General features: G+C 60.5%; 13 protein-coding genes and 1 tRNA gene. 7 read left to right on the top strand and 7 right to left on the bottom strand.

Annotated features, from left to right (window positions below):
- The first annotated feature begins 19 nt into the window (after window positions 1-19).
- A complete protein-coding gene (gene cutA, locus DBR16_RS02605; RefSeq protein ID WP_109259668.1) occupies window positions 20-340 on the top strand; it encodes a divalent-cation tolerance protein CutA in 321 nt (106 codons plus the stop codon).
- Here cutA and DBR16_RS02600 read toward each other — a convergent pair.
- From DBR16_RS02600 to DBR16_RS02590, 3 genes are all read right to left on the bottom strand, one after another.
- Window positions 337-2,277, bottom strand: coding sequence for a response regulator (locus DBR16_RS02600; protein ID WP_161539382.1), 1,941 nt, complete (start codon window positions 2,275-2,277; stop codon window positions 337-339). The genes cutA and DBR16_RS02600 overlap by 4 nt on opposite strands.
- A 151-nt stretch (window positions 2,278-2,428) precedes the next feature.
- Window positions 2,429-2,845: a large conductance mechanosensitive channel protein MscL gene (gene mscL, locus DBR16_RS02595; protein ID WP_109259666.1), complete on the bottom strand. Its 417-nt coding sequence runs from the start codon at window positions 2,843-2,845 to the stop codon at window positions 2,429-2,431.
- A gap of 71 nt (window positions 2,846-2,916) precedes the next feature.
- Window positions 2,917-2,993: transfer RNA gene (locus tag DBR16_RS02590), tRNA-Met, on the bottom strand.
- Window positions 2,994-3,159: 166 nt separating this feature from the next.
- Between DBR16_RS02590 and DBR16_RS02585 the strand changes: the two genes are divergently transcribed.
- The 5 genes from DBR16_RS02585 (at window position 3,160) to DBR16_RS02565 (ending at window position 8,527) form a co-directional block, all read left to right on the top strand.
- Window positions 3,160-3,795: an NAD(P)H-dependent oxidoreductase gene (locus DBR16_RS02585; RefSeq protein ID WP_109259665.1), complete on the top strand. Its 636-nt coding sequence runs from the start codon at window positions 3,160-3,162 to the stop codon at window positions 3,793-3,795.
- Window positions 3,796-3,798: 3 nt separating this feature from the next.
- A complete protein-coding gene (locus DBR16_RS02580) occupies window positions 3,799-5,754 on the top strand; it encodes a cation:proton antiporter domain-containing protein (RefSeq protein ID WP_109259664.1) in 1,956 nt (651 codons plus the stop codon).
- Complete coding sequence (locus DBR16_RS02575; RefSeq protein WP_109259663.1) at window positions 5,754-6,824, top strand: malate/lactate/ureidoglycolate dehydrogenase; 1,071 nt, start codon at window positions 5,754-5,756, stop codon at window positions 6,822-6,824. The genes DBR16_RS02580 and DBR16_RS02575 overlap by 1 nt, the downstream gene beginning before the upstream one ends.
- Window positions 6,821-7,552, top strand: a complete 732-nt coding sequence (locus DBR16_RS02570) for a hypothetical protein (RefSeq protein WP_109259662.1) — start codon at window positions 6,821-6,823, stop codon at window positions 7,550-7,552. The genes DBR16_RS02575 and DBR16_RS02570 overlap by 4 nt, the downstream gene beginning before the upstream one ends.
- A 78-nt stretch (window positions 7,553-7,630) precedes the next feature.
- The gene (locus tag DBR16_RS02565) at window positions 7,631-8,527 is read left to right on the top strand and encodes an alpha/beta hydrolase (protein WP_161539381.1); all 897 of its coding nucleotides are present in this window, start codon (window positions 7,631-7,633) and stop codon (window positions 8,525-8,527) included.
- Window positions 8,528-8,582: 55 nt separating this feature from the next.
- On the opposite strand, the gene DBR16_RS02560 is transcribed toward DBR16_RS02565, so the two are convergent.
- The 3 genes from DBR16_RS02560 to lpdA form a co-directional block, all read right to left on the bottom strand.
- Window positions 8,583-9,452 carry a cation diffusion facilitator family transporter gene (locus DBR16_RS02560; protein WP_109259660.1) on the bottom strand — a complete coding sequence of 290 codons (870 nt, stop codon included), beginning with the start codon at window positions 9,450-9,452 and terminating at the stop codon, window positions 8,583-8,585.
- Window positions 9,453-9,694: 242 nt separating this feature from the next.
- Window positions 9,695-10,111 carry an acyl-CoA thioesterase gene (locus DBR16_RS02555; protein WP_109259659.1) on the bottom strand — a complete coding sequence of 139 codons (417 nt, stop codon included), beginning with the start codon at window positions 10,109-10,111 and terminating at the stop codon, window positions 9,695-9,697.
- On the bottom strand, window positions 10,111-11,538 hold the full coding sequence (gene lpdA, locus DBR16_RS02550) for a dihydrolipoyl dehydrogenase (RefSeq protein WP_109259658.1): 1,428 nt from the start codon (window positions 11,536-11,538) through the stop codon (window positions 10,111-10,113). Before lpdA ends, DBR16_RS02555 begins: the two co-directional genes overlap by 1 nt.
- A 198-nt stretch (window positions 11,539-11,736) precedes the next feature.
- Here lpdA and DBR16_RS02545 point away from each other — a divergent pair, with 198 nt between their 5' ends.
- On the top strand, window positions 11,737-12,177 hold the full coding sequence (locus tag DBR16_RS02545) for an STAS/SEC14 domain-containing protein (protein WP_109259657.1): 441 nt from the start codon (window positions 11,737-11,739) through the stop codon (window positions 12,175-12,177).
- Here DBR16_RS02545 and DBR16_RS02540 read toward each other — a convergent pair.
- Complete coding sequence (locus DBR16_RS02540; protein ID WP_109259656.1) at window positions 12,144-12,743, bottom strand: hypothetical protein; 600 nt, start codon at window positions 12,741-12,743, stop codon at window positions 12,144-12,146. The two genes, DBR16_RS02545 and DBR16_RS02540, sit on opposite strands and share 34 nt — an antisense overlap.
- Between the last annotated feature and the right edge of the window lie 84 nt (window positions 12,744-12,827).

The following is a 12,827-nucleotide window of genomic DNA, read 5'->3' as shown; positions in this document are numbered from 1 at the left end:
TAAGGCTAAAACTGCCGCCATGTCAGATGTCAGCCTCATCTATACCACCTGGCCGGATGAAGAGAGCGCGCGAACGGCAGCCGGGAAGCTGCTGGAAGCGCGCCTGATTGCCTGCGCCAACCTGTTGCCCGGCGGAACCTCCTTTTATCAATGGAAGGGGAAGATGCAGGCCGAGGCCGAGTGGGTGATGATATTGAAGACGGCGCGGGCAGCGGAATGCACGGAACGCATCAAGGCGCTGCATCCCTATGAGGAACCGGCCATACTGGAATGGCTGGTCGAGCCGGATGGCAGCTCTGCGGGCTTTCTCGACTGGGTGCGCTCGGAAACGCTTGGCTAGCTTGCCCGGGCGATGGATCCGCCACTGCCATCGCTGATGACCGCGGCAATGGTGTCAAACAGGCGCTGGGTGTCGATCGGCTTGGATATGAAGCCGTCCATGCCGGCGGCGAGACATTGGGCCTCATCCTCCCGGCGGGCATTGGCCGTCAGGGCGATGATCGGTGTCATCGCCGCTGTGGACGGCAAATCCCGGATGGCGCGCGTGGCCTGGAGCCCGTCCATGACCGGCATGCGCATATCCATGAGAATGAGGTCAAAGGCCCTGTTGGTGGCAGCTTCCACGGCCTGTTCACCGTTTTCTGCAAATTCGACCGACCAGCCCTTGGCCACGAGGAAGCCTTCAATGACCGTCCGGTTGATGGCATTGTCCTCTGCTGCGAGGACCCGCAAGGGGCGGCCGGGCAGGCTGGCGGCGGCCGCATTCTGACGGGACGGCGTTGTTGGGGCGTCTTCAATGGCCGAGGGCGAGGTGTCGACCGCTTCCGGTCCGCTGCGCTTTTCATGCTTGTCCAGGCTGGTCAGCTGAACGGCAAACCAGAAGTGGGATCCGCCCTCCTTGCGGCGTTCATATCCGACTTCACCATTCATCATTTCCGCGAGATGGCGGGTGATGGTGAGCCCGGTCGCGGTGCCGTCCATGACCCGGATGCCATCCGCATCGGATTCGAAGAAGTTCTTGAACAACCGGCCTTCCGCTTCGCGCGGGACCCCGCGTCCGGTATCCTCGACGACCGCTTTCAGACGGGCTTTGCCGGCATTCATCTGGACATCGAGACGAACATCGACCTGACCGCTGGCCGTAAACCGCAGGGCGTTGCGGATATAGGTGAACAGCATCTGTTTCAGCCGGGCGGAATCACCGGCCAGGACGAGCTGGCTGTCCCCGGTCAGCGTCAGATTGAATTGCAGCCCCTTGGCCCGGGCCTTGGGTTCCCACAGCATGCGGGTATCACGCGCCAGACGCTCGGCGGTAATCTCGCCATTCATCAGGTTGAGCTGTCCGGATTCGATGATGGAGACATCGCGCAGATCGCCGACAAAGCGCATCAGCATTTCTGCGGCATCATAGATCTGGCGGTTTTTCTTGCGGGTGTCCGCATCCAGCGTTTCGTCTTCCGCCAGGCGGCGCGAAACACCGATAATGCCGGCGAGCGGATTCTTGATGTCATGACTGACACCGGCGAGGAAAGCCGATTTGGCGCGGGTCGCATCTTCGCCCTTGCGGGCCGTCTGCTCATGGCGGCGGGCAAGCTCGCGCAGGGCCTTGGCCTGGGTTTCGACCCGCAGCTTGGCCCCCTCCAGCAAGGCATTGGCCTCGAAGGCTTCTTTCAGCGTGTTACGGTATTGACTGGAGATACGGATTGTCACGGCCAGATAGAGGAAAAGGACCGCGGCCAGGCCGTAAGCCGGAAGCGTGCCGATCATGGCAATATATCCGGCCGCCAGCGATATTGCTGGCACATTATAGGCAATGATACCGATCGGGCGGGTCGCAGACGACAGAGCAGCCCCTGCCGTCATGCCCGCGAGGATAAATGCCACCGCGAAATGAACGACAGAAATCTGTGACATGGGGAGCAGAAAAAAGGCCGCGCCCCAGAGCGAGCCGGACATTGCGGACAAAAGGAGAAACAGCTTGTCCCGGAGCGGGGGCAGCCGGCCGCCAAGCGCAATCGCATTCTTCGCCAACAGGAAACGCGAGAGCGCCAGACACACACCGGTCACGAACCAGACGCCAACGTGAAGTACCGGTGCCGCGGTCAACATCATGGCTCCGAGTATGAGGCCGTTGACGACATTGAGCGGAACCGCCGACAACCCGGTTCGGAAATATATCTTCATGCGGGCGCGGTCGATCTCTTCCAGCGCGCCCTCGGTGATGGTGCGCGCTCTCGAGGCCTGTTCTTCGGCCTTCCGCTCTGCCCTGTCAGTCATTTTCAAGCCGAACACGCTGGTCCCCGCCATTCGTGAAAGCGAATCACTCGTGATCAGAAGGGCATAGCCATGGTGGCCAGAAGGTTAATTTTGCTGGGATTGAGCAAAACGGTCCGGCGCGCTCAATGCCGCCGGACCGCCTCATGCGCGCCTATTTCTTTGCCAGAAGGTCCCGGATTTCCGTCAACAAGACTTCCTCATTCGACGGCGCAGGCGGGGCAGCGGGCGCTTCCTCCTGCTTTTTCTTCATGGAATTCATGGCCTTGATAATCAGAAACAGGGCAAAGGCCAGGATCACGAAGGCGATCACATTGTTGATGAAAAGACCGTAATTGATGGTCGCCGCACCGGCTTCCTGCGCGGCGGCGAGACTTTCATACTGCACATCCCCCAGCGCAATGAAGAGATTGGTGAAATCCACGCCTCCCAGCACCAGGCCGAGCGGCGGCATCAGAATGTCGTTTACCAGCGACCGGACGATGGTTGAAAACGCGCCACCCAGAATGAAGCCGACCGCGAGATCGACGACATTGCCGCGCATGGCAAATTCCCTGAATTCCTTGAGCATTGGCTCCTCCCCTTTGGACGGAGGATCCTATCCCTGGGGACGATGGCTGTCATGCAGAATATTGAGGAATTTGGTAGCGGAGGAGAGACTTGAACTCCCGACACGCGGATTATGATTCCGCTGCTCTAACCAGCTGAGCTACTCCGCCACACGCCGCACATCACCCTTGCGGGCGCGCCATGCGAGGGAGGCGATATACTGTGCTGATCGGGCGCGTGCAAGCACCCGGTTTCATACGCGCAGCGGGTTTTACATGGCGGGGGTGCCCCTGCCCGCTTATGTTGAGATCCTGATTCAGGGGATTCGGAGGGGAAATGAGCCTTTTGGATGATGGCGATGGCCCGCGGCGCATCCTGATCCTGGCCGCCCATCCGGCCCCGCGCAGGTCTGTGGCGGGCCGGGCCTTGCGGCAGGCGGCCCGCGAAATGGACGGCGTCACACTGGCCGATCTTCATGCCGAATATCCGCGCCTCGACATTGATGCCGACCGCGAACAACAGCGCGCGGAAGCGCATGATGTTCTGATCTTCCTGCATCCCTTCTACTGGTATTCCACGCCGGCCATCCTGAAGGAATGGCAGGATATCGTGCTGGAGCATGGCTGGGCTTTCGGCCGTTCGGGGAAGGCGCTGACGGGCAAGATCTTCTTCTCCGCCCTGACCGCCGGGAACCCGGAAGAAAGCTATGCCGAAGACGGCTATAACCATTTTACGGTGCGCCAGATGCTGACGCCGCTGGAACAGACAGCGGATTATTGCGGCATGGTGTATCTGCCGCCCTTCGCGTTTTTCCGCGCCGGCCATGCCGGAGAGGACAATCGCCTGAATGAACATGTCGCCGAGTGGAAAGGGCTTCTGTCCGCCCTGCGCGACCGCCGGCTGGACATTGAGGCGGCGCGCGCCCTGCCCCTGCTCAACGGGCAGCTCAAATCCCTGACGGTGGAGGACTAGGCCATGGACGGGATACTTCTCAGTGCCACCATCTATCTGGTCGCCGCGGTCATCATGGTGCCGGTCTGTTCACGCCTCGGGCTCGGCTCCGTGCTCGGATACCTGATTGCCGGCGTGTTGATCGGGCCGGTCTTCGGCCTGGTCGGGTCCGAAACCCAGGATGTGCAGCATATTGCCGAGTTCGGCGTGGTGATGATGCTTTTCCTGATCGGTCTGGAGCTGGAACCGCGCGCCCTGTGGGACATGCGGACGCGGCTTCTGGGGTTGGGCGGCTTGCAGGTGACACTGACCGCCGGGCTGATCGCCGCGGCCTGTGTCGCGTTGGGGCTGGGCTGGACCGTCGCGGTGGCCATCGGGCTGACCTTCTCGCTCTCCTCCACCGCCATCGTGATGCAGACCCTGTCCGAAAAGAAGCTGGACAAGACGGAGGGCGGGCGTGGCAGTTTTTCCGTCCTGCTGTTCCAGGACATTGCCGTCATTCCGATGCTGGCCTTCCTCCCCCTCCTGGCCCTGCCGGAGCTGATGGGCACAGGCGCCGAGGATGCCGCGCACGGTGTGGCGGACGCTGCGCATGGAGCAGCGGACCATGGAGATACGCACGGGGCCGGCCTCAGCATTGTCGATCGCTTGCCGGGCTGGGCCTATGGACCGGTGGTGCTGGCCGCCATCGGCGTGGTGGTGGGCGGCGGCATGTATCTGACTCGGCCCCTGTTCCGCTTCATCGCCCGGTCAGGCCTGCGTGAAATGTTCACCGCGGTGGCGCTGTTCATTGTCATCGGGATTGCGCTTTTGATGACGCTGGTCGGCCTGTCGCCGGCACTGGGCACTTTCCTGGCCGGTGTGGTGCTGGCCAATTCGGAATACCGGCACGAGCTGGAAGCCGATATCGAGCCCTTCCGTGGTTTATTGATGGGGCTGTTCTTCATCACGGTCGGGGCCGGCATCCGCTTTGATGTCTTTATCGCCGACTGGGCGTTGATCCTCGGCCTGCTGGCGGCGCTGATCGCGGTCAAGGCGGCAGTGTTGATGATGCTGGCTGTCCTGTTCAAGCTGCGCGGGCGGGATCGCTGGCTGATGACGCTGGCGCTGGCACAGGCCGGCGAGTTCGGCTTCGTGCTGCTATCCTTCAACGTGCAGAACAATGTTATTCCGCCGGATCTGCAGCCAATCCTGTCGCTGCTGGTGGCCCTCTCCATGCTGGTGACACCGCTGCTCTTCATTCTCTACGAACAGGTGTTTGCGCGAAAATTCACAGAAGCAGCCACAACGCGCAATGCCGACGAGATCGATGAGCGTGGCACAACCCTCATCGCCGGGCATGGCCGTTTCGGGCAGATCATCAATCGCCTGCTGCGCGCCTCGGGCTATGAGACCGTGGTGCTGGAACATCGCAGCGATCTGGTGGATGGCGTCCGCAAATTCGGCATCAAGACCTTTTATGGCGATGCCACACGGCCCGATCTTCTGCATGCGGCCGGCCTGCATGAGGCGCGGCAATTCGTGGCGGCGATTGACGACAAGGACCAGATTACTGCCCTGGTCAAACATGTGCGCCGGGAGCGGCCCGACATACATATCGTCGCGCGGGCGATTGACCGGCATCATGTCTACCAGCTCTATGCTGCCGGGGCGAATGACATTATCCGCGAGACATTTGACAGTGCCGTCCGGGCCGGACGCAGTGCGCTGGAAGCGATGGGCGAGCATCCTTTCGAGGTCGAAAAGGCGGTGCGCTATTTCGTGCGCCATGACCGCGAGACATTGCGCAAGCTGGCGGCAGCGTGGAAAGAGAATGTCGATGTCTTCGACAATGAGGAATATGTCGCCATCGCCAAACGCCAGAATGAAATGATGATGGATACGATGCGATCCGACCGCGAAGCCGCGCGCAGCAATGCGCTGGAGCGCGCCTGGATGCCGCCGGATGTGCGGCCTGAGGAAGAAGTGGACAAGGACTGATGCAACCGGGTGATATCCGCATCTCTGCCGCCGACCTGACCACCTTCTGTGCCGCGGCGCTGGCCGGGGCGGGTGCGAAGGATGGGGATGCAAGGGCGGTGGCCGAGCATCTGGTGATGGCCAATCTGTGCGGTCATGACAGTCACGGCATCGGCCTTCTGCCGGCCTATGTGAAGCATGCGGTCGACGGGTTGGTGGACGTCAATGCAACGCCGGAAATCCTGCACGACAAGGGCGCGATCCTTAAAGTCGCCGGTCATGACGCCTGGGGCCGGATGGCGGGCGAATTTACCATGATGGCGGCGTTTCCAAAGGCCGAAGACCTGGGCGTGTGTGCAGTGACGCTGTCGAATGCGCATCATCTGGGGCGTATCGGCGCCTATGGCGAGATGGCGGCCAATGCGGGGTTCACGGCGCTCTTTTTCGTCAATGTCACCGATCATGACCCGATGGTGGCCCCCTATCAGGGCACGGATGCGCGCTTTGGTACCAACCCGGTCTGCATCGCCCTGCCCCCGACCGGCACCAGGCCCGCCTTCCTGCTCGATATGGCCACCAGCCGGATCGCCATGGGCAAGGCGCGCGTGGCGGCCAATAAGGGCCTGCGCGTGCCGTTCGGCGCGATCCTTGATGAAAACGGTCTGCCGACGGATGATCCGGCCGGCTTCAAAGGGTTTGAACAAAAAGGCGCGCTCGCCCCGATTGGCGATCACAAGGGTTACGGCCTCGCCTTCGCCGCAGAACTCCTCGCCGGGGTCTATTCCGGCGGCGGCACGATCCAGCCCGGACATGAACGCCGCGGCGGTATCCGCAACCAGATGATGGCCGTGGTGATGCAGCCCGATGCCTTTGGCGATATTTCGGCCATGGAGCGCGAGATGGAAGCGATGTGGGACTATGCGCTCGCCTCTCCGCCCGCCGACTGGGACTCACCCGTCGTCGCGCCGGGTGATCCGGAGCGGTCCTTGCGCAAGCGCCGCGCGGCAGAAGGCGTGCCGCTGGATGCCGAAACACTGAAACAGCTCAATGCGGCCGCGGAGGCTGTGGGAGTGACGGAGCGGTTGGGATGAATATCAGGAAATGGATATCCGATAAAATCCTGCTGATTATCATTTTCTTCTCGGGTTTTGGGGCGGCAATAACAATTTTCGTTATCGCATTTGGATTCGCAGAAATCGATTTTCCGCTATCAAACTTGTTGGCCCAATGGATGATCGCGGCCACCGCATTGATCGGTGTAATATTGTTGTGGAAAACATTGAGCGCATCACGGGCGATGGTCAGCGAAGCACAAAAGACCACCTCCGCGGCTGAACAAACTGTTGAGGAAACCCGCCGCATTGGACAGTCGCAAACCCGTGCTTACTTAACGGTGTCTCCTCATGGCTACTTCTCCGATGAAAGATCGGAAGAAAATCTCAAATTCGGTATCGAAATTAAAAATAGCGGGAACTCACCAGCTTTTGTTGAACATATTGAGTTTGGGCTATGTCAGACAGATAACATTGGCAATTTGAGTGTCGAAGATACAGGCATTACCCCCATGATTGTCAGTAGTGACTTTCCTATCGGGGCGAATGAAAACCACTTCGCGTATGTTCACTTTGCTCAACCTGATCACGAAATATTGGAACAAATTTCCAACGGCGAAGTTTATGCTTTAGCGTTTGGAAAGGTTTCCTATCGAGACGTTTTTGATGAGCTGCATTATTGCAGGTTTTTTTATCAGTCGACCGGTAGCAACTTTGGGAATGCTCATAGCAACCGTAAAATGCCAAGCCACAATGATTCCGACTGAAGCGAGGATTTTCCGCTCTTCCCTTCCCGGTGAACGGCGTTCACAATGTGGCCAAACGACTCCGGGGAGAGATCACACATGAAACGTATTGTTGCTGCCGCCTTCGGGCTGGCCCTTCTGACCACGACGGCCCATGCCCAGAATATCGAGCCGACCGAGGACAATATCGTCTACGGCATGGTGTCGGGCGCAGCCATGTTGATGGACCTCTATGTGCCGGAAGAGGCCAATGGCGCGTCGGTCATCGTGGTGCCGGGCTCGGGCTGGTACCGGCCGGAAATCTATTCCGCGCCGCAACTCAAGGACCTGTCGGGCTATGATTATATCCGCAATATCGTCGGCGAGTTGCAGATGAATGGCTATACGGTGTTTGTCATCAATCACCGCTCTTCGCCCGGCAACCGTTTTCCGGCGGCGGTGAATGATACGCGCCGCGCCGTGCGCTATGTGCGGACGATGGCCGAGAGCCTCGGGCTGGACCCGATGCGGATCGCCACGCTCGGCCATTCTTCCGGTGCCAATCTCGCGACCATGGCTGCGCTGATGGATGATGCGCCAGGCGAAGGCGTGGATGCGATCGACCAGACCTCTGCCGCCGTGCAGGCGACCATCGGCATCGCCACGCCCTTCATGCTGGCGGGCGATCCGGCCGAGGCGGATTCCTATGCAGCGCAGACCATCACCATGTATACGGGCGTGCCGTTTTTCGGAGCGGATAATCATTATCAGGCGGCACCGCCAATCCACGTGCAAGCCTCACCGGCCACCTATGCCGATGCCAATGATCCGCCGCTCTACATGATCGATTCCGCCGATGACCCCGTCGTGCCGGTCAGCCAGGGCGATTATATGCTGACGGTATTGAATGAGGCTGGCGCCCGCTATGAGCATGTCCGCACGGAGGGCGGCGAGCACAATCCCGATTTTGATGTTGCGGCGATGATTGACTGGCTGGACGGGGTGCTGGGGGAGTAGGCGAAGTTTCTTTTCCCCTCCCCTTGATGGGGAGCGGAAAGGCTGCGCATAGCCACTAGTGATCCCGCTCCACCTCGATGGTGACATGCCCGACGCCGTGATGTCCGGCGAGGCGGCGGCGCAAGGCCGCCGCGGCGGTCTGTTCGCACACGGCCGCTTCGAGAACGGCATGCAGCGTCGCCACTGTGCGGCCCGGCGCAATGGCCCAGATGTGCATGTGATGAATGCGGACGACGCCGGGCGTATGTTCAGCGAGATCGGCCGCGATGGCATCGCGATCCACATGATCCGGCGTCGCCTCCAGCAGGATACGGCCGGACTGGATGACAAGGCCGGAAGCGGCTTTCAAAAGCAGCATGGCGATCAAGACCGACAGGATGGGGTCAATCGGCGTCCAGCCCGTGGTCAGGATCACGATGGCCGCGATAATGGCCGCGATGGAGCCAAGGATATCGCCCGCGACATGCAGCAGTGCACCGCGCATATTCAGGTTTTCCCGGTCTCCGCCATGAAGGACCGCAAAAGCAATAAGGTTCACGATCAGGCCGATCACGGCGACCACGCCCATCGGTCCGCCGTCGATTTCCGGCGCCGCACCGATACGGCCAATGGCCTCACCCACAATCCATAGCGTCAGCAGGATCAGCGCGATCCCGTTGGCGAAGGCCGCCAGTACCTGAAACCGGCCCCAACCGAAGGTGCGGCGGGCATCGGCGGTACGGCGCGCAATACGAAAGGCCAGCCAGGCCAGGATAAGCGCGCCGGAATCGGCCATCATGTGCGCCGCGTCGGCAATCAGGGCGAGCGAGCCCGTGAGGAAACCGGCGACGACCTCGACCAGCATGAAACTGCCGGTCAGCGCCGCTGCGATGAGGGCGCGGTGTTCATTGCCGGTATTGTGGTCATGATGATGATCGTGGGGCATGCCGCTTCCAGATCATATTCAGACAATTAAATCAATATGATGGTTATAACATAACAATGCAGCCAGCTTCTCCTTCGGAAGCTCGCTACGTTTCCGCCTCTGGATGAGTTAATTGTTTCATTCGTCTCCCTCCGGCTTGACCGGAGGGCCTCATGAGATCCTCCGAATAAATCGGAGGATGACGAGGATAATATCCATCTCATGTTGAGGAGTTGCCTAAGGCAGCCTCGCCCACGCAAGAACTACATGCCGAAAAGGGCCTTCATTTCCGGCGGCAGGCGTCGGGGACGCCGCGTTTCCATATCGATAAAGGTCCATGTGGTGAGGACTTTGGCCGAGGGCTTGTCGGCCCCCGCCTTGCGGATATCGACATGGCGCGGACAGCGCACGCCCTTCACCGGATCGACCCAGGTGCGCAGCTCGACCTGATCGCCCAGCTTCAGTTCGCGGTGATAATCGATCTCGTGGCGCAGCACGACCCAGAGCCCGGCGGCCTGCATGTCATCGCTCGCCACACTCTCCCAATGCCGCTCGGCCATCTCCGCCGCCCAGCGCAAGTAAACCAGATTGTTCACATGGCCCATGAAATCGATGGCGTCGTCTTCCACCGTCAGGGTGTGGCAGAAGGCGGTCTCGAAACTGGTGGCCAGCGCCGTCATTACTTTTTCGGCGCGGAGATGTGGATCGGGTGGCCCAGCGCGGCGAGCGCGGCTTCGGCAAAGCCTTCGGTCAGCGTCGGGTGGACGTGAACGGTGCCGGCAATGTCTTCCAGGCGCGCACCCATTTCCATGGCCAGCGCAAATTCGCCGGAGAGTTCGGAGACATGCTTGCCGACGGCATGGATGCCGAGAATGACATGGTCGCTCTCGCGCGCCGTGATGCGGATAAAGCCGCCATCGGCGCCCCCTTCCATCGACAGGTAACGGCCATTGGCCACAAGCGGGAATTTGCCGGTGATGACGGTCTCGCCCTGTTCTTTCGCTTCGTCGGGGGTAAGGCCGACGCCGACGACTTCCGGCTCGGTGAAGCAGACAGCCGCAATGGCGACGGGATCGAAAACCGTCCTGTGTCCGGCGATGATCTCGGCAACGCGCTCGCCCTGCGCGGTGGCCCGGTGGGCCAGCAGGGGTTCGCCGGTCAGATCGCCCAGCGCATAGACACCGCGCATGCCGGTTTCGCAGCGCTCATTCACTTTCAGGAATTTCCCGTCATTCGGGATGCCCATCTTCTCGAGCCCCCAGCCGGACATGTTCGGCTTGCGGCCGACGGAGACAAGAATGTTGTCGGCTTCCAGACGCTCGGTCTCGCCCTTGGCGGTTTCGAATTCGAGGAAGGTCTTGCCGTCTTCTTCCACCACGCCCTTGGCCTTGCAGGACGTGTGAACGGTGACATCATTCTCTTTCAGCCAGCGGGTGATCGGCCGGGTGAGCTCCTTGTCATAGACGGGCAGGATGCGGTCCAGCGCCTCGACGAAGGTGACCTCCGATCCCAGCTTGCGATAGGCAATGCCGAGCTCGAGCCCGATATAGCCGCCGCCGACGACCACCAGCTTTTTCGGAAGTGTGTCCAGATCCAGCGCGCCGGTCGATCCGATGACCTTGCCGCCAAATTTCAGGAAGGGCAGTTCAACCTCGACCGAGCCGGTGGCGAGGATGACGTTCTTCGCCGTGATTTTCTGTTTCGAGCCGTCTTCCAGCGTGACGGTACAGGTCTTGGCATCCTCGAATTCGGCCCAGCCGGAAATGGATTTCACCTTGGCGGCCTTGAGCAGCTGTTCGACGCCGCCGGTCAGCTTGCCGACAATCTCGTCCTTCCAGGCGACAAGGCCCTTCATGTCGAGCTTGGGTTTGGCGGACAGGGAAATGCCCAGCTTGCCCCTCTCGGCATGGTGGACCATGTCAGCGAACTTGTCGGCAGCGTGGATGAACGCCTTGGACGGAATGCAGCCGCGATTGAGGCAGGTGCCGCCCCAGCCATCCTTGTCGACGATAATGGTGTCCAGCCCCAGCTGGCCCGCGCGGATGGCCGCCGGATAACCGCCCGGTCCGCCGCCCACGACCAGTACGTCACAGGTGAGATCGCTCATGCCGAAATCCTCGTCTTTATGTTCGGCGTGGGTTTAACCGGGGAGCGGTTTCAGGGGAAGGGGCGAGGATGCATGGCGGGTATTCAGGCTGCATCCCGCAAATGCATAGCCGCTATGCAGCCGGAAGCCGCTTTTCCGTCATTTTTGCGACACGTTTGCAATCTAGAGGCCGCGTCCCGCTGAAAACGAGGGTCTGTCATGGCCTGTGAAATCATCTTCCCGGAAACGGGGAATATCGTCGAAGTCCGCCTCAGTGGCGCGCTGACCTTTGAATCCTTCCGCGACATGCATGCCGATCTGTTTTACGGCGGGCAATGGCGCACGGGCATGAATCTGCTGTCGATCATCGAAAAAGGTGCCGACATGACCGGTGTGGACGCCAAGCGGCTCCGCAGTGCCTTCCGCGAGGAAGTCGAACGCCTGCATGCGCTTCGTGGTCCCGACTACAAGGTCGCCTGGGTGGCCGAGGAGCCCAGTTCCCGGTCGCTCTTGCTGAAATGGCAATCCATGCCTTTCGTCAACGGAGCCTATGACCTTGAAATCTTCCGTGACCGCGACGAAGCGCGTGAGTGGCTGGAAACGTTCGCTGCAGACTGGCCGGAATTCTATTCGCCGGCGCAACTGGCCCGGCGGGCGTAAAGCTTCACGGCGTTTACCCAGGCACCGGTCTCTTCATCCCGCACCTGCGTAATGCGCGCCCATTCTCCATTGTCATAGGTTTCAAACCAGACATTGCGTTCGGGGACATCGGGATAGACCTGCCACAAATGCAGGCGGCCATCCTCCAGAACCTGCTGACGCAAATCCTGCACGATGAGGCCGCCAGTGTGAATCCATGCGGTTTTCCAGAGACCTTCCTCTGCGTCCCAGGTGCGAATATTGATGCCGCCGCCCGATTGCTCGCGATAGCCAAAGCCCGGATCATACCATTCATCGATGATGGCCCGCCCGCCGAGACCGTAACGGCCATTCCAGTGGGCGAAATAGGGGCGCGGCTCTGACCAGCTTTCCGTCTCGGCATCCCAATCCAGAAACTGGACGTCAAAGTCGCCAATGATGAAGGCAAATTGCGCGAATTCCTCCGGCATGCCTTCGGCCGGTGATCCATAATCGCCGCACCAGCGCACGCCCTCACCCACGGCTTGAGCTTGGGCGGCGGTGCTGGACAAAAGCGTGAATGCAAGAATGGAAATTGCGTGTTTCATGTTGATCTCCCCGAGCTGTGGAAGATCATGCCAAAATTATTCGCGCCGTGGCGTCACGATGGTGTGAGGGGAAACACCTCGCCC

It is taken from the genome of Hyphobacterium indicum (assembly GCF_003129605.1).
GTDB classification, from domain to species: domain Bacteria; phylum Pseudomonadota; class Alphaproteobacteria; order Caulobacterales; family Maricaulaceae; genus Hyphobacterium; species Hyphobacterium indicum.
This window is presented reverse-complemented; position numbering and strand designations above follow the sequence as displayed.